This window comes from Streptomyces sp. NPDC054834, from assembly GCF_053611185.1.
This window is the reverse complement of the sequence record NZ_JBSGZV010000060.1, coordinates 14,734-35,401: the sequence shown is the minus strand read 5'-3', so window position 1 is coordinate 35,401 and position 20,668 is coordinate 14,734. Positions and strand designations below refer to the sequence as shown.

The following is a 20,668-nucleotide window of genomic DNA, read 5'->3' as shown; positions in this document are numbered from 1 at the left end:
TGGTCTGCTTATGCGCCAGGCGAGGAGCTCAGGAACTGGCTTCCGAGGGGTTTCCGACGAGGTCGTCCCATTACCGAGATTGTCCGCACCCGCTCCCGTTGGCTGGTCAGGGTGCTGGAGTGGATTTTCCGATGTCCCCTCGGGTGTGGAAGGCCCGGTCCCGCGCTGCTGCGACAACTGGCAGATCAGGTCCTCGTGATTGCACGCCAAACGCCTCACCTCGATGCGATGTAGTCAGTACCGTGACGTACCAGCCATGATTGGAATACGTCGTGTCACCAACGCGGGGGCAAAGTGGGCGAGCATGCAGAACAACTCGGCACGGCACTAAGGCAGCTGCGTGCGGCAGCACCGGGCCTGTCTCTGGCCGCGCTGGTGAGGCGTGGCGAGCAGCTTCGGCCGCCTGTCGCGATCTCCGACTCGACGATCAGTTCCTGGCTCACGGGGCGTACGGTGCCTGGCGCGGACCCCCGCGCAGGGGCTGACCACACGCGGTTCTTTCTCCATATGGTGCAGGTTCTGCAGCAGCACGCGGTCAGCACCGGGTACGTGCCCCGGTCGGAGGGCTGGTGGAGTCAACGCCTGCGTCTGGCTAGGGCCGAGAAGGACAGCGCTCGAGGAGGGCGCCGGCGTAAGACCGCGCCCGGCGACGCCGTGGAGGGGCCCGTTCTCCTGCCTCCTGCGCCCACCAACTTCACCGGAAGGGACAGGGAGCTGACACAGCTCCTCACGTGGCTGGACCCCGTTAGGGAGCAAGAAAGCGCCACGGTCGTCGTCTCCGCACTTGCGGGAATGGGAGGCATCGGAAAGACGGCGCTTGCCCTTCACGCAGCACACCGAGCCTGGGGCCTGGAACGGTTTCCCGGAGGCATCCTGTTCGCCAACTTCCACGGCTACAGTCCGCACCCCGAAGACGAGCAGGAGGCCCATGCAATCCTGGGGCAGTTCCTTCGCGCTCTGGGGATTGAGGCGCGTGATCTTCCTGAAAACCAGGAAGAGCGGCTGCAGCGGTGGAGAGGTCTCTGTAACGCCCTCGGTCGACAGGGCCGCCCCATACTCATCGTGCTCGACAATGTCCGCAGTTCCGGTGCCGTCGCCGCCCTGCTTCCTGGACACCCTCATCGGGCTCTCATTACGTCTCGCGCCAGACTCAGGGAATTGCCGGCGGCGCACCACCTCGACCTGGCTCCTCTGTCACCAGCAGAAGCAGTGGACCTACTCGACCGCGCCCTGCGGGCCGGAGGTACCGATGATGACCGTGTCTCTCTGCAAAGAGCGGACGCGAGGCGCCTGGCCGAGTTGTGCGGCTACCTCCCTCTGGCGTTGAGGATCGTCGCTGCGTTGCTGCGGGAACGGCCCAGCCAGCCTTTGGCTGCAAAGGTGGCAGCGCTCTCCGACACACGAACGCGACTGAAGGCACTCCGGCATCCCGGTCATGACGAGGAGCAACGCCCACTGGCCGTCGAGGCATCCATCGACCTGTCCTATCGGACCTTGACGCGTGAAGAGCAGCTGACGTTCCGGCTCTTCGCACAGGCTCCTGGTCTCGACATGTCAACCGAGGCGACAGCCGCGCTGCTCGGCTCGCCTGACGCTGAGCAGTTGCTCGCCAGCCTTCACCGACACCACTTCTTGCAGGAAGTGCCCGGCGGGGGAGAGCGGTGGACGATGCACGATCTGATCCGTCTCTTCGCAGAGGAGGAGGGGCGGCAGAACGCTGTAAGCGATCAGTTCAGCCAGGCGCTGACCCGCCTCCTGGACCACTACCTCCAGTCCGCCGAGGCAGCACACGCTTATGCGTTCACCGCGGAACCGCCTGACGGCAACCGCTTCAGCGGCCGCGGTGAAGCGCTGGCCTGGCTGGACGCTGAGCTCGACGCCCTTACCGCCGCTGCCCTCGTTGCCTGGACAGTCGAGCATCCGGCCAGCATCTACCTCGCGCGAGCCCTGGCGCAGTACTGCAAATTCACCAGGCGTCTCAGCACGGCAGACACCCTGCACTCGGCAGCTCTTGCAGTCTCACGTGAAATTGGGCATGCACCATGGATCGCCGGCAGCCTGATGAACCTGGGAATTGTGTTGCAGGAACGACGGCCGGAAGAGGCCATCGAGCTCCTGGTCGAGGCATCTGAGATCTTCGCCGAACTGGGTGATATCCGTCATGCCGGACAATCTCTGGTTAACCTCAGTGCGGCTCTCTTGGAGGCGCGTAAACCACAGGAAGCTCTGGAATACATCGACCTTGCCGATCAGATGTTCGAAGCAATCGAGGATCCACACGGTAAAGCCATCAATCTACTCAACAAGGGAAATGCGCTTCGGGACCAAGGCCATTACCCCGAGGCCATCGTCGCCCTTGCCGAAGCGACAAAGGCCTTCCGCCAGTTTGATGACCTCAGCAACGCGGGACTAGCACTGAACAACCTGGCAGCAGCGCTGCGCGCGGTAGGCGAGTCAGGTAAGAGCTTCGAAACCCTGGAGCTGGCGAAGGGCATCTTCCAGCAGCTCGGCGACCGCCACGGGGAAGCACAAGTACTCTCCCAGCTGGGCAGCCTGTTCGTACGAGGAGAAATGCTCGACGAAGCGATCGACTTCCACCAGCAGGCGGTCTCGCTCTTCAAGCAGCTCAACGATCAGGTCTCCGAAGGCGGTGCGCTGCTCAACTTCGGCGTCGCGCTCATCGCGGCCCGCCGCTACAACGAGGCCCTCACCGCAAACACTGAAGCCGTCAACATGCTGACGAAGTTGGGAGACCGCCGAGGCTCTGCGCTTGCCTGGGACAACCTTGGTATGACACTGCGGTTCCTCAACCAGTCAGACAAGGCCATAGAGGCGTTCGAGACGGCTGTCTCCTTGTACGGAGAAGACGACGACTTCCACGCAGATCTTGCCCGAAAGCATTTGCATGAGGTGCGACCCCCTGCCCTGTAGCGGAGCGTCTGCGCTTTCGCGGCATCAGTGCGGGTGCCTCCGCTGCCGTCCCATCGCAGGACTGTCCACTGCACAGCTTGCGAACACCGCCACGCCCACTCGTGCGCTGACCGCATTGGTTCACCGGGTTGGCGGTTGGAGCAGTTGGGGGGGCGGCAGACATCGCTGCCGACCGCCGGAGGTCTTGGTGGCCGAGCCCTGTGGCAGTACGCAGACTGACCGATGCGGCTACGATCCACGGCGGCAGGCATAACGGGTGGAGAGCACTGATTGGTGCCGCGGGGACACCTGATGCGCCACAGCGCACCAGGCGGGCGGCCCCGGAACGCAGAAAGGCCCCCGGCCGCGCCCTCCGTGGAGGGGCGGCCGGGGGCAATGTTCTCTGGGGTCAGTCGACCAGCTCGATACCGATGGCCAGGCACCCCAGCCGTTCTTTTTCTGGCGGGAAGATGCGCCGGATGTTGGCCAGTTGCTCCTCACGGGTCGCGTCGGGGTTCACCTGGGAGGGCCCTTCGGCATCCAGGAGTTCCTCGAACGAGACGTATTCGGCGACCCGTGTCACCCGCGTCAGGCATGACCGGGCGGTGTCCTTCACAGCGAAGCGGATTAGGTCACCGGCCGCCAGGCCGTCGAACTTCGGGTACTTCACCCGGACTTCCCGGGTCTTGCGGCCGGCGGCCACGAGGTCGAAGTACTGGGGGTACAGGTTCAGCTCGATGACGCGGGCTGAGGTGGTGCTCATGTAGTCGGGCTCCCTGTGGGTACAGACGTCAGCCGCGACAGTTCCGCAGCCGAGTACGACCGGAAGAAGTGCCGGGGGTGGGACAGCAGCAGTCCCGCCAGGTTCAGCAGGCGGTCCGAGAACTCCCCCACGGCGCCGGGCCACTTCCGGGTATCGAGCATCCAGGGTTCGGCGCCCGCGGGCAACGCCGCCTCTCCGCAGCGGGTGAGGCTCTTGGACAGCTTGGCGCCCGTCTCGGCGACGATCATCGGGCAGAACAGCCGCGTGGGCAGCTGGCCCCGGGTCAGGCCCACGGCCTGAAGCGCGCCGTCGACCAAGAGGCTCCCGGGCATCCAGTCGGTTCCCTTGACCATCACCTGGAGGACAGTGGTTTCCGCAAGCGCGGCGAGTTCCTTGACCATGTCCCGGTACAGGGTGGCGAGGTCGAGGTAGCCGCCGCCGGTGGGTATGGCGGTGGCCGTGTAGGGGCCGTGGTGCAGGCAGACCGCGGACACGCGGGCGAGGCTGCGGCCGGCCATCTCCACGCGGGTGCGCTGCGCGTACTTCTCGGCCCATACGCAAGAGTGCGGGCAGGGCACCCGCAGGTGCGGTACTCCCGTGGAGGGCGCTAGCCATAAGCGGGCGGCTTCCAGGCGCGGCAGGACCCGCAGCCACGTCTCCCGGAACAGAACGGTCGCCTGCTGCTGCGAGTAGGTCTCCACGCTGTACGGCACGCCCAGCCGCTCTGACAGGGCGTCGAACAAGGGCCGGTAGAGATTGCCGACCAGGCCGGTGATGCCGTCCGTGCCGAGGGCCTGGGCGTAGGCCCGCTGAAGGTCCGGGGCGCCCTGGGGGCGTGCCTGTCTGAGCAGGGCGGCAGGGCGGGGCCTTTCGTCGTGACTTTGGGGAACGTGAATGGGCCCGGACGGGCCGCCTCGAGGTGGAGGCGGCCCGCCCGGGCCGGTCGATGCTGATGTGGGGCCGCGCGGCGGCGGTCTACTGATCGTTGTCGTCGATGCCGGTGACGGGGATGTCGCCGAACAGGTCGTCCAGGGCGCGGGTGACCGCGACCCGGTCCTCGGGCCGGGTTGCGTCGAGGACGTCCCGGGTGAGTTCGGTGAGGTCCAGTTCGTCGAAGTAGTCGGTGAGTTCGGCGATGGTCAGCGGGTCCAGGCTGGTGCCGGATTGCGGGGGCAGGCTGTTCAGCGTGGCGAGCATGGCGTCGACCGCGTCGGCGAGTTTGTGCGTGTTGGCCGTGGTGACATCGATGTTGTGGCAGTGGGCGACGTCCAGGCCGTGCACGCCGACGGGACCGATGTTGATGCAGATGTCCGGCTGCTCGCCCGCAGCGGGTTCGTAGGCAAGGCCGGTGAGGGCTTCGGCCAGGTCGTGGATCGCCCGGTCTCGGTCGTTGTGGTCGCCGGCCGGATCCTCTGGCGGCTGCTCCTGCAGCGGTGCCTTCCACATGACTTCGACGGTGTCGACGTCCAGCCGAATACGGCCGTCGGCGGTGTCCGGGAGAGCGAGGTGGCCGGTGACGCGCAGCAGGTCGCCGGGCTGGCACTCGGTGAGCAGCGTGTGCGCGAGGTCCGGTCGGCTGGTGGTGCAGGGGATGACGGCTTCTTCCTCCGCGATGCAGTCGGCGGGGGAGGAGATCAGCCGCCAGGCGGCGGTGCCGACGGCGTCGCCGGGGACGGCGGCGGTGTCGAGGTAGCCGGTGAGGGCGAACGGTATGCGCTCCAACGCGGTGCGGGCCGCCGTTCACCAGCCAGCGCTCGGCGTAGTCCTCGGGGGCAGTCCGAAGAGGGTGCGGAGGAAGGCGAGGATGGTCGCCTGCCGTGACCATGCCGTCGCGCTTCCAACCGTGCTGGGCGTCCAGGGGTATCTGCTCGACGAAGCGCAGCTCGTAGTCGAGCTCGACGGCCCAGGCAAGGAGGTCCGGGGCCTCGTCCTCGTTGATCCCCGGCGTCAGCGCATCCGTCATCGGAGCGTCAAACACTGCAGGTGAGAGGGCTTCGCGTCAAAAGTGCAACAAGGATTCGACGGCACCTTCACACGGGGTTATGTTTCGGAGACTCTCTGTGGACCGAACGCGGAGCCGGTGCGCCGACTGGGGGGTGAGACGCGGCTGCCGACGGCAAAGGGCCGCCCGCAGGCCTAGGAAACGTGCGGGCGACCCAACTCACCGATCTTGACACCCTCGGGAGTGGGACCAGTATGCCCAGCAACAGCAAAATTGACGCCGCGATGTACCTCGCCGCCCTCGCTGCCGGCCTCGTCCTCATGCTCAGCGGCAAGGCGACGGCAGTCGAGACCTCCGGATACATCGCCCCCTTCCTCGTCATCTTCGAACGAGGCAAGAAGGACACGCTGGAGAAGTAGGCCCAGGCTCCTGCTGGCCACTGCCGCGGGTGCTTGCAAACGGGGCGCCGCGACAGCCGAAGAGATGTTGGGGTCCCCGCTGTCTAAGTGTCCTGCCGGGACCGTAGGGGGCGAAGCTACTCACCCGTAGGAGGAAACCCGTGACCGACTCCGCCAACACTGTCGAGGCCTGCGCCTGCGGCGGCTACCTCGTCATCACCCCGGCTCGCCCCGGCGCCGAACCCAACCGCGAGCATCGCAACGCCGACAACCAGCCGGCGCCCTGCCCGCTCAACCGCTGACCCGTCAACGCTGCGAGCTCACCGGCCCCCGCCTCGGTTCTTGAGGACGGGGGCCGTTCGCATGTCCGGCTACTTCTTCTCGGGACACTCCGTCGGCTGGTCCGGCACGGTGATGTGGCGAGCAGCGGCGCTCTCGCCGCGCGCGTTCGTGCCGCCGAGGCTGACGGGGAGGTCGCACCGCTTGCAGTAGGTGGCGCCCGGGGTTTCCTTAATCATGGTTTGCTCTTCCGTTGCAGTGTGTTGTCGTCCCATAGGTGAGCACAGGCCGCCCGGACAGGAGAGCGCTCCAACTTTCCTCGGGGTGTCGCAGGCCCGGAGATGGGCGTGTGGGCGCTCCGTGCACACGCGCTGATCCCTTTTCGATGAAATGCCAACAAGCGGCTACTCTCCAGCGCCTCAGCGGGTCATCCTGTTCGGCATGTCCGTATACGGGGAACCAGCGCCGAACTCGCATCTGACCTACACGTCACGCCCGCGGATGTTCCGCGCGCCGTGGCAGCGATGGGCCTGGGCGGCGCTACCGCTCGCCAGTCTGTCCGTCCTCGCGTTTGTGCCGTTCCTGGTTGCATGGCGACGCAACATCGTTCCTGTGTGGATCGCTGCCGTCTACTTCCTGGGCAGCGCGATCGTGGCGGGTTTTGCCGCAGTCAAGCCCGACGTGAACGCCCTGTTTCCCATCGCCGTTTGGGCCTTCATGATCACGGCAGTCGTGCACGTACTACTGCTCGACCCGATCAAGCGGCAAGAGAAGTAGCGCCCACCGCATCCCCCAGACGTCAGGGGCCGGGCGGCATCTCTTCCAACTTGCCGTGCTCGTCGAGCCTCTAGCGCACCCCGGCATCGTCCGTAAAAGTGACGGTGACGGGATCAGTGCTGGCACCCTCGGGCTTCTGGCAACCGATCTTGCGACCGCTGCCGAGAACTGGGTACGGCTGCTCCGCTGCCTCAAAGCCAAGCACGCGGTGCGAATCGTGTAGCAGGGCTGCCGTGACAGGGCCAGAAGGATGTCCGAACCGCAGGTCGGTAATCGGTGCGCCGCTGTGGTTGGTGAGGACCGAGAGCCATCCCTCGGTGCTCCACACGATGGCTTCGGCCTGAGCTCGTCGGCGCTCGTGCGCAGCGTGGACGAGTTCGGCACGCTCCAGCGCGAGGGTCGAAGTCTGCTCTGCTATGAGTGCTCGCTGCTCCGCAATGAAGTCTCGTTGTTCGCCGATCTGGTCCCGCTGGCTCTTCAGCGTCCAGACGGCAGCGCCGGCCGCAGCCGCTGCAAAGACTGCCCCAACCCAGGTGGGGACGTCACCCCAGTTGATCCCGCTCATGCCGGGCAGCCTAGACAGGTATCGCGGTGATGCTGGGGTGCCGGGAGAGTAGGGGCGGGTTTGATCGGACGCACTCGTCCGGGTCACATCCCGGCCACATCGCCCGCCCGCTGCCCTCAGAGCACGCATGATGCCCCCAGCATTACTCAGCCATGGGGGGACCATGAACACCCGCACAATCAGCACGACCGCCGCCCTGCTCCTAGCCCTCACCGCTTGCAGCAGCGGCAGCGAAGAAGCCGCCAAGCCTTCCAACTCTCCCAAGGTCAGCAGCACGCCGCGTGCCGAAGAATCGGCCAGCACCGACAAGGACCAGGCGCAGAAAGACTACGAGGAAGCCCAGAAGAACTTGCAGAACGCGCTGGACGACGCCGACAAGGCCCTCGGTGAAACTCTCGGCGTCCAAGAAGGCACTTACGAAGTCACCAACTCCCAGCCCGAGTACGACGATCCCATGCAGGCGCTCGACGACGAGTACATCGCACCAGGGACCTACACGACCAAGGGGCCGGCTGACCAGTCGTCCGGCTGCTATTGGGCACGCATGCAAGATGCCTCCGGCCAGGCCGGTCGCATCCTCGCCAACGACCTGACCACGGGACGAGCGATCGTTTCACTGAAGGACGGAGAGTTCTTCAAGACGTCCGGCTGCAAGCCGTGGACTCACTCGGGAGGCTGATCTACCCGGCTTCGAGCGGGCCCGCCTGGTCGACGCCCCGCCCACCGACAGGCAACGCTTCCTGCTCGCCAGCGCGCCCGGCAACGTCGCCGCCGGCGAGGACATCCGCAACCTCACCCGCCCAGGCGCAGCAGCTGCGGTTGCCCGACTCGACCTCTGGCTGTTCGACTCCAAGGTCGTGGCCCGGTTCGCCTTCGACGAGGACGACACCACCCTCGGCGTGTACGTCACCGAGGACCCCGCCGAAGTCCTCGCCGGCTGCCCAAGCCCGAGATGCCCCCTGTCATCACTCAGATCCGCCGGGCTACCGTGCCCGGCAGCCAACCCGCCGAAGGAGACCACGCCATGACCAGGCGCCTGTGGAAAGTCGGCACCAACAGCGGCAACAACGGTTGCCCCACCCTCTACACCACCCCGTCCGGCGACTACGTCGTCCAGGGCGACCGCGTCACCGACCCCGGCGAGCTAGGCCAGCTCGACAACCAGACCGAGGACGAGGGCGCGGTCGTCGTTCCACGCGAGTTGCTCGCGAACTTCGGTCCCCGCGAGGCTGTTCACGTGCCTCAGATGATCAGGTTCGAAGAGTTCGACGGCATGTTCACCACGTTCCGCCACTCCGCGTGGCGGCTGGAGACACGCCGCCGCTACGCCTGGGACGAGCAGCAGGACACCTACCGCCAGTTCCTCGCCGCCGGCCGCGTCGACTGGGACCTCGACGACCCGTGGTGCCGCGAGCGCCGTGAGCAGGCTGCCCTGGGTAAACGGTTCGAGCGGGTGCGGATCCTCGACGAGCCGCCCACCGAGGGTCAGCGCTACCTCCTCGACAACGCCCGCCGTAACACCGCCGTCGGCGAGACCATCCGCGTCCTGCCCCGCAGCAAGGCCGACGAGCTGCGCCTGGCGCTCAAGGACTTCTGGCTGTTCGACGCGCGCGTGGTCGCCCTGCTCCGCTTCGATGACGCCGACGAGATGACCGGCGTGGAGCTCATCACCGACCCGGTGGAGGTGCTCCGCTACGCCCAGGTCCGCGAGGCCGCTTGGCACCACTCGGTGCCGTACGACCAGTTCAGCGGATAGCTTCCCTGCTGTGGCAACAGACTTCCAACAGGCCCGCGAGGCGCTCGGCCGCCGGCTCCGTGAGCTGCGCGGCCAGCGCACGCAACGCGACCTGGCCGGCCGACTGGGATGGCCACAGGCCAAGGTGTCCAAGCTGGAGACCGGACGGCAGACCGCCACCCCGGAAGACCTCACCGCCTGGGCCACGGCCACCGGCCACCCGTCAACGGCTGAGGAACTCACCGCCCGCTTGCAAGGCTTGGAGACGCACACCCGGTCATGGCGCCGCCAGCTGCGCGCCGGGCACCGCCCCGTGCAGGACGTCCTCACCGTCGAATACGAACGGTCCACCGAACTGCGGGCGTGGGAGGGGGCAATGGTCGTCGGCATGTTGCAGACCGCGGACTACGCCCGTCACGTCTTCACCCGCTACGCCGAGCTCCACCAGGCGCCGCGCGATATCGAGGACGCTGTGAGGGCCCGCATCGCCCGGCAGGCGCTGCTGTACGAGCCCGGCCGGATCTTCCACGTCCTGCTGTGGGAGGCGGCCCTGTATGCCTGCGTAGCGCCCCGCGACGTCCTCGCCGCGCAGATGGACCGGCTGGCGTCCGTCATCGGCTTGGACACCGTGCGGCTGGGCATCGTGCCCTTCGGCGCGCAGCTCGCCGTCCCGCCGGCCAACGCGTTCTGGCTGTACGACGACCGCCTTGCCATCGTCGAGGACTGGCACGCCGAGCTGTGGCTGGACGACGCCGACACCGTCGCCCTGTACCGCCGCGTGTGGGACACGCTCACCGCGGCGGCGGTGTACGGCACCCAGGCGCGGCGCCTGCTCGCCCGGGCCCGAGCGCAGGCCGCAGACCTCGCCTGAGTATCACGGCGAATCACCCAGCAGCTCGGCGAATATTCGCGAATCAAGGGCGCCACTGATTCGCGCGCCCTCCTACGGTGCTGGTCATGGCCACACAGCCCCGCCTCGTCACGGCGCATGCGGGCCAGGACTGGCTTCTGTCCTGCGCCCCGGACCCCGGCGCGATACAGCGCGCATGGGACGCCGAGGAGTTCGCCGAATTCCCCACCGGCGACCGCTGGCGCGTCGCCGAGGCGCCGCTGACGCAGTCCCTCACCGCGATGCACCGCATCGGCGGCGACCGCCTCGGACCGGTCCTCGCGGACGTCCACCGAGACATCGCCTGGTGGCTCCTCCCCGCCAGCGTCGGCGACGAACTGGACGACATCCGCCGCATCCACGTGCACCCGGCCGGCTGGGTGCTGCGCTGCCCGCCCGTCCTGTACTCCCTCGAGGGCCGGTGGTGGGTGGAACGCCCGGACGGGTCGGGCCGGCTGACAGACCCCGTGCTGCTCGGTGCCGCGTTCGGCCCGGGCGGCTACCGCACCGACGCGAAGGCCTCCGCATGACGACCACCGAGACCAGAGCCCTGGTCGACATCCCGGCCGCTCTCCTGCCGCTCATCCCCATGCCGCCTCTGGAAGTCCTGCCCGATGCCAGAGCGCGCGGTGTCGCGTGCGTGTGGGGCGGCGAGCCGCTGTCCACCGCAACGGCTGTCGACCTCGGCGAACGCGAAGGCGACGGGGTGCACTGGTTCCCTCGCGCCTGCCGGCGCTGCACCTTGCGCGCCGTGCGGGCCGCACAGAACTCCCACCCTGGCGGATGTGAGCAGTGCGTGGATGACCCCGCGCTCTGTGAGACACCCCGCGCCTTGCGGGCCCTGGTTCTGGAGCTACGCCGATGACCAAGCGGACGGATCTCGCGACGCGGGCGATGGACGCGGCGCAGTCCGGCGGCCGCGCCGCCGGGTACTGCTGGCTCGAGCACCCCAGCGGAGGCGCGCGCTGCACCCGGCCGCCGCACAGCGACCAGCGTCACGTGGACTACTACAACGGGCGCAAGTCGCCCACGGACGCCACTGGTACCGAGTGGTTCGAGTAGACGCCGCGGCCGGCGCACGCCGATAGCGCCGGGCGCGGGCAGGTCTCCAGCGTCCTCACAGACGGCGAAGGGCGTGGGTCAGCGCTGGAGAACGGGCCGCCCTTGTCCCCCGACAGGGGCGGCCCTGCTCTGAGACGCCCGCCCGTCCTCAGCACCCCCGTCCTGCGGACGAGACGGCGGGCGGGTCCAGCAAGCGGCCCCCGCAGCGATCGCCGATCCGCTACGGGGGCCGCTCTTCTGAGGACTACCGGCCGCGCGGCGGCAGGAACGTAGCCTCAACCGATCCGCGAGCCCGGACAACCTTGCGTAGCTCGCTCACAAGGAACTCGGTGTACCGGCCGCTGTCACCCGCGCGGATCTCCAGCAGAGCTGTGGCAGGCGGCCGGGTCGCCAGACCTGGACGCGTGGCTGGCCACGACGCGCTACGAGCCGCCGCCGCACGGCGAGCGGGACTGCGTGCTGCCCGACTGCCCGTGGTGGACGACCGGACCCGGTTCGGAGTTGTGCCGGCGGCACTACATCCGCTGGCGCAACAACGGCCATCCCGAGCTACCGGACGACCAGTTGATCGTTCGCGCGCCTCGAGCTGCGGCGCGACCCCTACATCCGGTTTCACGACCTGGGGCGCCAAGTCCGCCTGGAGGTGCAATTCGGGCTGCAGCGCCGCGCAGACATCGGGGACCGTCACACGGCCCCGCGCACGGTGACCCGCGCGCTGAGCTGGATACGCGAATCGGGCGTACACAGCCTGATGGACTGGGACGAGACGCAGTGGCTAGAGGTCTGCCACGTAGCGCGCAAGGGCTACCAGTCGCTGTCCTACGCGTTCATCCGCGACACCCGCTTCGAGCTGCAGCGGCTGCTGATCGCCGACGATCCGTAGGCCGACCAGTTCCCTCGTGACAGCTGGGATCTGCGGCTGCTCGACCTGGCCAACGAGGACTGCTGCCGCCTGCACTTCGGCGGCATTCCCCAGCCCTGGCTGCGGGATCTGACCAAGCGCTGGGCCCGCTGGCGGCTGACCCGCGGCAGCACCCCGGCCGGCCTGACCACCAGCGTCCAGGCCATCACCCGCCTGGCCTGCCACTTCGCCGACGTCGACGGCGTCAATGCCGGACCGGCGGCGCTCAATCGGGCCCGCATCGAGACATGGTTCGCTGCCCTGCAGGCCGAAGGGCACAGCGAGCACTTCCGCTCGCGCGCCATCAGCTGCGTCGGTGTCCTCCTGCGCGACGTCCACCGATACGAGTGGCAACCGGACCTGGCCCGAAACGCGCTGATCTACGATGATGCGCCGAAGCCGCGCGGGCTGAAGCCGCGCTTCATCCCCGAGCACCTCATGCGGCAGCTGGAGGCTCCCGAGGCAGTCGCGCAGTTCCCGTCCGACGACGGACGGGTGCTGCTGAAGATCCTCCTGGCCTGCGGTCTGCGCACGAAGGACGCCCGCTGGCTGCCCTTCGACTGCATCGTCCGGGACGCCGAGAACAACCCCTACTTGGCCTGGCTCAACCGCAAGATCCACGATCGCCCGGCGTTCTTCCCACTGAGCGAGGAACTCGCCGCCGAGATCGGCCGCCAGCAACAGGCCGTCCTTGAGCGCTTCCCGCAGGGCTGCAAGTGGCTCTTCCCCGCCTCGCTGAAGAACGTCGACGGCAGCAAGCCGGTCAGCGACCGCCGCATGCGCGATCACCTGGCAATCTGGCTGGGGCGGCTCAGTCTCACCGACGAACACGGCCGCCCAGTAAAGGTGACCTTCCACCAGTTCCGGCACACCCTGGCCACCCGGATGATCAACGCCGACGTTCCGCAGCCCGTGATCCAGACCTTGCTCGATCACATGTCGCCAGCCATGACCGCCGTCTACGCCAAGCTCCACGACAAGACACTGCGGCGGCACTGGGAGAACGCCCTAAAGATCAACCACGAGGGACAGAAGGCCGAGATCGCCGCCGACCACCCGCTCGCCGGGGCAGCCTGGGCGAAGATGAGCCTGGTCCGCGCGAAGGTCACGCTGCCCAACGGCTACTGCGGAGCCCCGGTGCAGACCGACTGCGAGTACGCCAACCCCTGTCTGGACTGCCGGTTCTTCATCACCACCGGCGACTTCCTCCAGCAGCACCGCCAGCAGCGGCAGGAAACCAGCGAACTCATCGCCCAGGCCGAGCAGGCCGGACTCGCCCGGGTCGCGGAGAAGAACCGCCGCACCCTTGGCAAGCTCGACACGATCATCAGCGCCCTCGAAGGGACTACCGAGAACCAGATCGTCATCGGCGGCCAGGTGGAGGACGTCGATGCCGCCAGCTGACAACACCGCCGCCCTGGCCGAGGCCACCCGGCGCCGCAGCGAACGCGCCCGCCACGACGCCGAGAAGGCCATCTCGGCAGCACAACGCACCGGCGGCCGGACCAGCTTCGCGGCGATCGCGAAGGCGGCCGGGGTGTCGAGGTCGTGGCTATATACCCAGCCCGACCTCGTTGCCGCCATCCGGCAGTTGCAGGACCGGCAGCCCGCCACCGAGCGGACCGGTTCCCAGCCCGCATCAGTCGCGTCCGTCCAGCGACGGTTGGAGACCGCGCTCGCGCGCATCAAGCAACTGCGCGCGGAGAATAGCGAACTCGCCGGACGCCTGGAAACCGCCTACGGCGAGATCCGCCGACTCCGCAGCGAACGGTCCCCTGAACTGCACCGTTGAAGCGAGCCTGGCAGCCCGCTCACGACACCGCAGATCCTCGTCAGTGCTACTCGATGCGCAGAAGAACCGCTCATCCTCGCGGAAAGAAGTAGTCGAGAAGTGCGACGAGGGTGGAGATGATCCCAGCGAGGCTAGCCAGAACGCCGATCACGACAAGTGACTGAGTCGGTCCGCTCGCGTTCGGGTGGTTCCGGCTGCGTCGCACTAGGAACTTCCGGATGCCTTTGGGCTCGTTGACGAGCATGGACCGGGTCAGCTGGTAGTGCGTGCGGAACAACACGAGAGCCATCACGGCAGCACTGGCCCCAACCGTTCCCGGCGTCCCCGACGGCTCGTAAATCAGGCTCCACAAACCGATCAGTAGGCATAGCTCAGTCAGACGGCTGATCCATTTGGTCAGGCGTCGCCCTAGGAAGCGGGCCTCGTTGAACACTGCCCCCACTCTGAGGGCCACGCCTTCCTCCCATGCCTTGGATCCACCTTCGATCCGCGCCACGGCCATGTGCGGCCAGTCGAAGATCTTGTCCAAGCGGTCGCCGCCGATCTTGAAACTGATCTTGTGCGGATCGGAAGGCGCAGTGACCTCGATCTGCAGTTCAGTAATCACGGGTTCGCTGCCCAGGTGCACTCGCAACGAGGCGAGGTCGGCCCACTCATGTGTCTCAGCGGTACTGAGGATCAGATCCTCTCTGGTCTTCTTGCGGGTGTTCTTCGTGTATCGGACGGTCAGCTGACCGGTCGGAAGAGCATCCTCAAAGATCGTCAGTAGGTCTTCCAAGTTCTTCCACGAGAACCAGCAGCCACCACGAGCAACGCGCATCCCCCACTCCGTCATGGCAGGGAACCTAGCGGCTCAGTGATCGCTCTGTCAGCAGGGCCAACAGCTATGCGGGACCGCCCAGTTACGGGACTCCGAGGTCATCGTGGGAACAACCGTCACAGACATGTCTCTCACGCAAAGCACCAGATCAGAGCCTTGAAGAGCAACTGAGCTATCCATAACCTGGTTCCACACCCGGTTCTCGATGCGCTTGGCGACCTGGTCGTCCTCAAGGGCGATGAGATCCGACCAGGGTGGCCGGATGGTCAGGCACCGGATCGGGGTGAGGTCGTGGTCCGGGGGACTGTCAAACGAGCGGCCCTTTCTCACATTCGGTGGTGACGGAGAGTCCTGATGCATCGTTGGTATCCGCGTGAAGGACGTCAACGAGCTTGTGCAGACGGTGTTTTCAGGGCTATCCCCGCTGGTCATCGGTGATGTGGTCGACGAGGGCGAGCGGGTCGTGGTGCGGGCACGTACTCCGCAGAACACTGCGGTCTGTCCGGTGTGCGGGGCGTTATCAGGGCGGGTGCACGGCTATCACTGGCGCACGGTGGCCGACGTGCCGATCGATGACCGGCGGGTGGTGGTCCTTGTGCGGGTGCGGCGTCTGGTGTGTCCCACGCGCGGTTGCTGCTATACCTTCCGCGAACAGGTGCCCGGTGTCCTGGAGCGATACCAGCGACGCACGGCCCGCCTGACCATGCAGGTCAAGGCCGTGGTCAAGGAGTTAGCGGGCCGAGCGGGATCACGTCTGCTGGCGATACTCACGGTGGGTCTGTCTCGCCACACAGCCCTGCGCACTCTGCTGCGCATCCCGTTGCCCACCGGGCGGGTGCCCCGTGTGATCGGCGTCGACGACTTCGCTCTGCGCCGGCGCCACCGCTACGCCACCGTGATCATCGACGCCGAGACCCATGAACGGATCGACGTCCTGCCCGACCGCACCGCCGACACGCTGGAAGGCTGGCTGCGCGAGCATCCGGGCGTCGAGGTCGTGTGCCGTGACGGCTCGGCGACCTATGCCGAGGCCATCCGCCGTGCCCTGCCTGACGCGGTGCAAGTCGGTGATCGCTGGCATTTATGGAAGAACCTGTGCGAAGCCGCCCTAAGCACACAGCGCTTGCTGGGCCACCGTACTGGACGCGCCGATCTACGACGGACCACGCGCACAGACCACCCTCGAACGCTGGCACCAGGTCCACGGCCTGCTCGACCAGGGCGTGGGCCTGCTCGAATGCGCCCGCCGCCTACAGCTGGCCCTGAACACCGTCAAACGCTACGCTCGCGCAGACCGCCCCGAGCGCATGCTCCGCGTCCCCAAGTACCGTGCAAGCCTGGTCGATCCCTACCGCGAGCACCTGCGTAAACGTCGAGCTGAAGACCCCGGCGTCCCGGTCCAGCACCTCTTCGAAGAGATCAAGGCCCTCGGCTTCACGGGCTGCCTGAACCTCCTGCACAAGTACATCAACCAAGGCCGCGCGGACGCCGACCCCAGCCACATCTCCCCACGCCGACTCGCCCGGATGCTGCTGACCAGGCCCGACAACCTCACAGCCGAGCAGCACGAGCTCCTGGCCAAACTCACCGCCGCCTGCCCAGAGATGACCCAACTGGCCGCGGGCATCAGGGACTTCGCCCCGCTCCTTACGCCACACACCGGCAACCCCGATGCGCTCACGCGATGGATCGCTCAGGTCCGAACAGCTGATCTGCCCCACCTCCACGCCTTCACCCGGGGCCTGGACCGGGACATCGACGCCGTGATCGCCGCCCTCACGCTTCCCTACAGCAACGGCCCAACCGAGGGCGTCAACACCAAGACCAAACGGATCGCCCGCCAGATGCACGGACGAGCAGGCTTCACCCTGCTCCGGCACCGTATCCTCCTCGGATAACAGCACGCTCCGCCACCACCGAATGTGAGACAGGGCCGAACGATTTACAGTCCCTGGTCCGGCGCGGTCTGGGGACGTTGGGAGGCCGTGGCGAGCGTCTCGTAGTTGGTGCGCTGCTGCCGGGGGGGCAGCGGCGCCGACCCGGCCGGGGTGCGGGTGCGGGTGCGGAAGTATTCGTCGGTGGGGGCGGCTTCGCGGGTCAGCCGGGCTAGCAGGGTGGCGTCCGCGATGGGGGAGAGGGTCATCGCAGGTCCTCCGGGGCGAGGGGGTGGTCGGTGGTGCCCGCGCGTCCGAGGCGCCGGCCGTTGACGGTCGGCTCGTTGGCGTGGTCTGGGGTGGCGATGCGGTACAGGCCGGTGCCCTCTCGCTTGTGCTCGTACATCGCGCCTTCGGCGCCGCGCAGCACGTAGCTGAAGTCGCGGGAGTGCAGGTCGCTGGGGCTGGACGCGCCGATGGACACCGCGACGTCGACCGCCTCGCCGTCGATGTCGACGCTCTGGTGGAGCAGGTGGTGCAGTTGCTGCAGACGCTGGGGGCGGTCGGGGGTGGGACAGGTGAGGGCGGCGGCGAACTCGTCACCGTGGAGGCGTGCGGCGATTCCGTCGTCGCCGACCCACTGCTCCAGGCGCCCGGCGACGGCGATGATGAGGGCGTTGCCGGTGTCGTGTCCGAGGTGGTCGTTGACGGCCTTGAAGCCGACCATGTCCAGGAACACGAGCATCGTTTGGTCCCGGTGACGGTTCAGGCAGCGGGTCGCGTGCTGGACATAGCCGGGGCGGGCGTGCAGGCCGGTGAGCGGGTCGCGGCGAGCCACCGCCAAGCGGCGGTGCAGCGCCGTGGCGTGAACGGCCCATCCGGTCAGCGGGATCGCGGCCGTCGTCAGGTAGAGGGCGCGCTGCCCAATCAGGGCGTGTGCGCGCAGGTGGGACGCCATACTGGTGTCCTCCGTCTCGTCTCGTACGGGATGGATGGGCCCGGGACAGGCGGCTTGGTTGGACGCCGTTGGCGCCTGTCCCGGGGCGGAGTTACTGCGCGAAGTCGCTGCGGCTGGTCCAGTTGGCGGGGTTGTGCCAGAGGCTGGCCTTCGCGGGAGGCCACGTGATCTCCAAGCCGGGTGGAAGCCCGCGCGCTGTTCGGCTGTCCGGCTGCGTGCCGGGGATCACGTCGTGTGGCCTTTCTTGGGGTTTTGCTGCGGGGATGCGGGGCGGCCGCGGTCGCGGCGTAAGAGGCGAGTGGTCAGGTGGTCGAAGCCGATCCCGAGAAGGGCGGCCACGAGGCAGCCGCCCAGTGCCCAGGCGATCCAGGCCACTGTTGCGGAAAAGGGCAGGGCGGCCAGGACGCCGGTGAACGTCGCCACGGTGCCGATGACGGTGAACTCGCCCACGCATGTGGCTACGCGGACACCAACGATGTCCCTGCGTGCGGTGCGGGGGGTGAACCAGCGGTCTGCGGCTGGCCGGCCGCGCTTTGCTGTTCCGGTCTGCGGGTGCGGCGCGCTCATTCGTTCTCCCGGGACCATCGGACGTATCCGATGGCGCTGGCGGCGTAGTCGGGGTCCATGAGGCTTCCGGCGTCGTCAAGCCGGTCGCGCAGCTTGCCCATCTGCGCCCAGGCCTGCTTGAGCTGCTTGGCCAGCCACTTCGTGTCATCGGTGGCGTCGTCGAGGCGGGCTTCGATCGCAGTCAGGCGGCCGGTGTCGGGCACTCCTGCGGCCAGGTAGGCATCGATCCGGCGGGCTTCGTCGGCCGTGAACGCCTTGCTGATCCGCTGGTCCTTTTCCGCCTGTGGGTCGTTGTCACAGGTCTTGCTGCGCAGCCAGACCGCTTCGCGGGCCAGACGCCAGTCGTTCCAGCCGGGGAAGGAACTGCGTTCACGGAAGGTCACCGCAGGGCCCCGCTGGTTTCGTGCAGCGCCTGAAGGGCGTGGTCGTCGGCCTCCTGGTCGACGTCGTCGAAGCCGCCGTGGACGGTGCAGACGATGTCCTCGCTGCCGTCCATCGCGCCGGTGAGTGCACGGTGCAGGCAGGTGATGCTGTAGGCCGGTGCCCACGCGTAGCCGCTGCATTCGTCGTCGAAGGGGCAGGGCAGCAGGACGTCGAAGCCGACGTCGCCCTCGCCGTCGACGTTCGTGCGCAGGGCGAGGGTGAGGTACTGCTGACCGAGGCGGATCTCGGCAACACGGTCGCCGCCGGCGATGTCGGAGCCGTCCTTCCACCGCCACAGCGGCAGGATCTCTGGGCCGAAGGTACGGCGTACGAGCAGCAGGTCGCCCAGCCCGTCGCCGTCGTCCAGCCCGAGGTCGGCGGTCCGCTTCTCGCTCAGCCGCTGAAGGTGCGGCAGCAGCCGGTAGAGGCTGTCAGCGAAGACGACCTCATGGAAGCCTTCCGCCAGGAGCGTGGGGCGGGAGTGGACCATGGCCTTGTGCTGCGCGAGGACCGTGTCGTGTGGCACGGTCCGGTTCGCCGGGCGTGGGCCCTGCCGTTCCACACACACGGATGCCGGGGTGGGCACCATGACCGCGATGACAGGCATGTTGTGCCGTTTGGCGGCGGCGACCAGTGGCTCCCTGGCCTCACGGGTGACGTTCGTGGCGTCGATGACAGTGAACAGGTGCCGGGCCATCCTGCGCTCGAGGAGCAGGTGCAGGACGTCGACCGCGTCACCTGTTGCTGCTTGGCAGCCGCAGTCGTCACTGACCGCGCCGCGCAGGGCGTCCAGGGAGAGGACTTGGGAGGCGGGCCAGGTGTCGGCGAGCGTGCTCTTCCCGGCGCCGGACGCGCCGATGAGGACAATCAGGCAGCTTTCCGGCAGGTCCGGGTACAGCGGCATCGGCGAGGTCATATGCGGTCTCCTTGCGGGGCGAGGGCGCGGGCGGCCCAGATCAGGCGCATCCCGGCGTGGTCAGTGATGAGGGCGGCGGCCTCGTGCAGCGGGCAGGAGGCGTCGCCGTCACGGTCGGGTTCGATCTGCTCGGCTCGCTGCGCGGCGACGGAGAGCAGCTGCGCGAGCAACGCCATGAACCCACCCGGCGGGTCGGTGTCCTCGGACAGTTCGCGCAGGATCGCGGCGAACTCCGCCTGGTCGATGTCGTTGGCGGTGAGGTCGTCCTGGATCTGCTGGAGGGCCAGGGCGGCGATGCCCACCGAGGCACGTACGCGGTCCAGGCGAGTGCGGGGGGTGCCAGTCATCGGTGGCCGCGGGGGCGGGTGGTGAGCCAGGTGGTGACGGCGGCCGCGCCGACGCCGATCGCGCGGTGCAGGGCCGCGTCCAGCTCCATCCACGCGCTGCCGGGTCCGGTCAGCTCGGAGGTGACCTGGTCCTTGTCGTCGACGCGGACGGCCTTGCAGTGCTCGATGTAGCCGGTCTTGCCGGTCTTGCCGGCGAGCCACATCAGTAAGGCACCGCGGTCGATCGCCGCGTGCGTCCCGGCATTGATGATCGTCCCAGCGAGCAGCGCCGCGGGCTTCACGCGGTAGCCGAACGCGCGTGTGATGCCGATGGTCGCGGCGACTTGTACGGCGGTGTAGGACGCGACGTGGGCACAGACCGCGCGCCTGCCGAGGGCACTGGCACTCAGGGTTGGCTCGTTGCCGCGCTCTTCGGCGAAGTCGGCGGGGCGCCCGTCACGGTAGACGAGGTGGTCGCCGTACAGCCGCTTACGCGAAGCCGTTTTCGAGCCCTGGACCCAGTGGTCGCAGGCGGGGTGAAGCTCGCCGAAGACGCTCAGTAGCGTGCCGAACAGGGCGAGGCGTTCCACGTTCAGGGGCAGACGGGGCATGTTGGGATCTCTCCTGATCTCGAAGGGTGAAAGGGGAGCGGGCGGCCGGTCTCTTCGCCGGGCGGCGAGCGTGCCGATCGCTCGGAGGCGGGCGTGATAGCGGAGCCGGTCTCCGCAGGCCCCGTGTCCTTGGCTGCGCCGCGAGAACTCGGCGGGCCGT

At 67.8% G+C, this 20,668-nt stretch carries 27 protein-coding genes and 2 pseudogenes; 15 read left to right on the top strand and 14 right to left on the bottom strand.

Translation table 11 applies throughout. The annotated features are described in order from the left end of the window. Positions 1–507: 507 nt before the first annotated feature. Positions 508–2,931, top strand: coding sequence for a tetratricopeptide repeat protein (locus tag ACWGJM_RS43645; RefSeq protein ID WP_453417326.1), 2,424 nt, complete (start codon positions 508–510; stop codon positions 2,929–2,931). A gap of 388 nt (positions 2,932–3,319) precedes the next feature. On the opposite strand, the gene ACWGJM_RS43640 is transcribed toward ACWGJM_RS43645, so the two are convergent. The 4 genes and pseudogenes from ACWGJM_RS43640 to ACWGJM_RS43625 all read right to left on the bottom strand — a co-directional run. After that, positions 3,320–3,673, bottom strand: a complete 354-nt coding sequence (locus ACWGJM_RS43640) for an ASCH domain-containing protein (RefSeq protein ID WP_453417325.1) — start codon at positions 3,671–3,673, stop codon at positions 3,320–3,322. Next, positions 3,670–4,416: a hypothetical protein gene (locus tag ACWGJM_RS43635; RefSeq protein ID WP_453417324.1), complete on the bottom strand. Its 747-nt coding sequence runs from the start codon at positions 4,414–4,416 to the stop codon at positions 3,670–3,672. The genes ACWGJM_RS43640 and ACWGJM_RS43635 overlap by 4 nt, the downstream gene beginning before the upstream one ends. A gap of 232 nt (positions 4,417–4,648) precedes the next feature. Beyond that, complete coding sequence (locus ACWGJM_RS43630; protein ID WP_453417323.1) at positions 4,649–5,395, bottom strand: hypothetical protein; 747 nt, start codon at positions 5,393–5,395, stop codon at positions 4,649–4,651. Then, positions 5,373–5,636 (bottom strand): annotated as a pseudogene (locus tag ACWGJM_RS43625) (GTP 3',8-cyclase MoaA); the annotation flags it as partial. The gene ACWGJM_RS43630 and the pseudogene ACWGJM_RS43625, both read right to left, overlap by 23 nt. Before the next feature lie 233 nt (positions 5,637–5,869). Here ACWGJM_RS43625 and ACWGJM_RS43620 point away from each other — a divergent pair. Further along, positions 5,870–6,034 (top strand): hypothetical protein, encoded by a 165-nt coding sequence (locus tag ACWGJM_RS43620; RefSeq protein WP_453417322.1) that lies wholly within the window; start codon positions 5,870–5,872, stop codon positions 6,032–6,034. A 140-nt stretch (positions 6,035–6,174) separates the two neighbouring features. Further along, a complete protein-coding gene (locus tag ACWGJM_RS43615; RefSeq protein WP_453417321.1) occupies positions 6,175–6,315 on the top strand; it encodes a hypothetical protein in 141 nt (46 codons plus the stop codon). A 69-nt stretch (positions 6,316–6,384) separates the two neighbouring features. Here the strand turns inward: ACWGJM_RS43615 and ACWGJM_RS43610 are convergent, their stop codons facing one another. Further along, positions 6,385–6,531 (bottom strand): hypothetical protein, encoded by a 147-nt coding sequence (locus ACWGJM_RS43610; protein WP_453417320.1) that lies wholly within the window; start codon positions 6,529–6,531, stop codon positions 6,385–6,387. A gap of 202 nt (positions 6,532–6,733) precedes the next feature. Between ACWGJM_RS43610 and ACWGJM_RS43605 the strand changes: the two genes are divergently transcribed. Continuing rightward, positions 6,734–7,069: a hypothetical protein gene (locus ACWGJM_RS43605; RefSeq protein WP_453417319.1), complete on the top strand. Its 336-nt coding sequence runs from the start codon at positions 6,734–6,736 to the stop codon at positions 7,067–7,069. Positions 7,070–7,139: 70 nt separating this feature from the next. Here ACWGJM_RS43605 and ACWGJM_RS43600 read toward each other — a convergent pair whose 3' ends face one another. After that, positions 7,140–7,634, bottom strand: coding sequence for a hypothetical protein (locus tag ACWGJM_RS43600; protein ID WP_453417318.1), 495 nt, complete (start codon positions 7,632–7,634; stop codon positions 7,140–7,142). 163 nt (positions 7,635–7,797) lie between these two features. Between ACWGJM_RS43600 and ACWGJM_RS43595 the strand changes: the two genes are divergently transcribed. The 10 genes from ACWGJM_RS43595 to ACWGJM_RS43550 all read left to right on the top strand — a co-directional run bounded on the left by ACWGJM_RS43595 (position 7,798) and on the right by ACWGJM_RS43550 (position 14,013). Beyond that, positions 7,798–8,313: a hypothetical protein gene (locus tag ACWGJM_RS43595; protein WP_453417317.1), complete on the top strand. Its 516-nt coding sequence runs from the start codon at positions 7,798–7,800 to the stop codon at positions 8,311–8,313. A gap of 25 nt (positions 8,314–8,338) precedes the next feature. Continuing rightward, positions 8,339–8,662 carry a DUF6879 family protein gene (locus ACWGJM_RS43590; RefSeq protein WP_453417334.1) on the top strand — a complete coding sequence of 108 codons (324 nt, stop codon included), beginning with the start codon at positions 8,339–8,341 and terminating at the stop codon, positions 8,660–8,662. Next, entirely contained in the window at positions 8,659–9,390 is a 732-nt protein-coding gene (locus ACWGJM_RS43585; protein WP_453417316.1) for a DUF6879 family protein, read from the top strand. The genes ACWGJM_RS43590 and ACWGJM_RS43585 overlap by 4 nt, the downstream gene beginning before the upstream one ends. A 10-nt stretch (positions 9,391–9,400) precedes the next feature. Then, on the top strand, positions 9,401–10,240 hold the full coding sequence (locus ACWGJM_RS43580) for a helix-turn-helix domain-containing protein (protein ID WP_453417315.1): 840 nt from the start codon (positions 9,401–9,403) through the stop codon (positions 10,238–10,240). Positions 10,241–10,326: 86 nt separating this feature from the next. Then, positions 10,327–10,788 (top strand): hypothetical protein, encoded by a 462-nt coding sequence (locus ACWGJM_RS43575; protein WP_453417314.1) that lies wholly within the window; start codon positions 10,327–10,329, stop codon positions 10,786–10,788. Next, positions 10,785–11,123, top strand: coding sequence for a hypothetical protein (locus ACWGJM_RS43570; RefSeq protein WP_453417313.1), 339 nt, complete (start codon positions 10,785–10,787; stop codon positions 11,121–11,123). The genes ACWGJM_RS43575 and ACWGJM_RS43570 overlap by 4 nt, the downstream gene beginning before the upstream one ends. After that, on the top strand, positions 11,120–11,320 hold the full coding sequence (locus ACWGJM_RS43565) for a hypothetical protein (protein WP_453417312.1): 201 nt from the start codon (positions 11,120–11,122) through the stop codon (positions 11,318–11,320). The genes ACWGJM_RS43570 and ACWGJM_RS43565 overlap by 4 nt, the downstream gene beginning before the upstream one ends. A 643-nt stretch (positions 11,321–11,963) precedes the next feature. Continuing rightward, positions 11,964–12,203 (top strand): hypothetical protein, encoded by a 240-nt coding sequence (locus ACWGJM_RS43560; protein ID WP_453417311.1) that lies wholly within the window; start codon positions 11,964–11,966, stop codon positions 12,201–12,203. Between the two features lie 456 nt (positions 12,204–12,659). Next, positions 12,660–13,625, top strand: a complete 966-nt coding sequence (locus ACWGJM_RS43555; protein ID WP_453417310.1) for a tyrosine-type recombinase/integrase — start codon at positions 12,660–12,662, stop codon at positions 13,623–13,625. Beyond that, positions 13,612–14,013 carry a DUF6262 family protein gene (locus tag ACWGJM_RS43550; RefSeq protein ID WP_453417309.1) on the top strand — a complete coding sequence of 134 codons (402 nt, stop codon included), beginning with the start codon at positions 13,612–13,614 and terminating at the stop codon, positions 14,011–14,013. The genes ACWGJM_RS43555 and ACWGJM_RS43550 overlap by 14 nt, the downstream gene beginning before the upstream one ends. Positions 14,014–14,083: 70 nt before the next feature. Here ACWGJM_RS43550 and ACWGJM_RS43545 read toward each other — a convergent pair whose 3' ends face one another. Further along, positions 14,084–14,848: a hypothetical protein gene (locus ACWGJM_RS43545; RefSeq protein WP_453417308.1), complete on the bottom strand. Its 765-nt coding sequence runs from the start codon at positions 14,846–14,848 to the stop codon at positions 14,084–14,086. A gap of 358 nt (positions 14,849–15,206) precedes the next feature. Between ACWGJM_RS43545 and ACWGJM_RS43540 the strand changes: the two are divergent. Further along, positions 15,207–16,731, top strand: a pseudogene (locus ACWGJM_RS43540) (ISL3 family transposase). Between the two features lie 44 nt (positions 16,732–16,775). On the opposite strand, the gene ACWGJM_RS43535 reads toward ACWGJM_RS43540, so the two are convergent. From ACWGJM_RS43535 to ACWGJM_RS43505, 7 genes are all read right to left on the bottom strand, one after another. Next, positions 16,776–16,976, bottom strand: coding sequence for a hypothetical protein (locus ACWGJM_RS43535; RefSeq protein ID WP_453417307.1), 201 nt, complete (start codon positions 16,974–16,976; stop codon positions 16,776–16,778). Then, complete coding sequence (locus ACWGJM_RS43530) at positions 16,973–17,665, bottom strand: GGDEF domain-containing protein (protein WP_453417306.1); 693 nt, start codon at positions 17,663–17,665, stop codon at positions 16,973–16,975. The genes ACWGJM_RS43535 and ACWGJM_RS43530 overlap by 4 nt, the downstream gene beginning before the upstream one ends. 225 nt (positions 17,666–17,890) lie before the next feature. Then, complete coding sequence (locus ACWGJM_RS43525; RefSeq protein ID WP_453417305.1) at positions 17,891–18,232, bottom strand: hypothetical protein; 342 nt, start codon at positions 18,230–18,232, stop codon at positions 17,891–17,893. Further along, positions 18,229–18,615, bottom strand: coding sequence for a hypothetical protein (locus ACWGJM_RS43520; RefSeq protein ID WP_453417304.1), 387 nt, complete (start codon positions 18,613–18,615; stop codon positions 18,229–18,231). The genes ACWGJM_RS43525 and ACWGJM_RS43520 overlap by 4 nt, the downstream gene beginning before the upstream one ends. Then, positions 18,612–19,571: an AAA family ATPase gene (locus ACWGJM_RS43515; protein ID WP_453417303.1), complete on the bottom strand. Its 960-nt coding sequence runs from the start codon at positions 19,569–19,571 to the stop codon at positions 18,612–18,614. The genes ACWGJM_RS43520 and ACWGJM_RS43515 overlap by 4 nt, the downstream gene beginning before the upstream one ends. Beyond that, on the bottom strand, positions 19,568–19,918 hold the full coding sequence (locus tag ACWGJM_RS43510) for a hypothetical protein (RefSeq protein ID WP_453417302.1): 351 nt from the start codon (positions 19,916–19,918) through the stop codon (positions 19,568–19,570). Before ACWGJM_RS43510 ends, ACWGJM_RS43515 begins: the two co-directional genes overlap by 4 nt. Continuing rightward, complete coding sequence (locus ACWGJM_RS43505) at positions 19,915–20,508, bottom strand: hypothetical protein (RefSeq protein ID WP_453417301.1); 594 nt, start codon at positions 20,506–20,508, stop codon at positions 19,915–19,917. Before ACWGJM_RS43505 ends, ACWGJM_RS43510 begins: the two co-directional genes overlap by 4 nt. Positions 20,509–20,668: the final 160 nt, after the last annotated feature.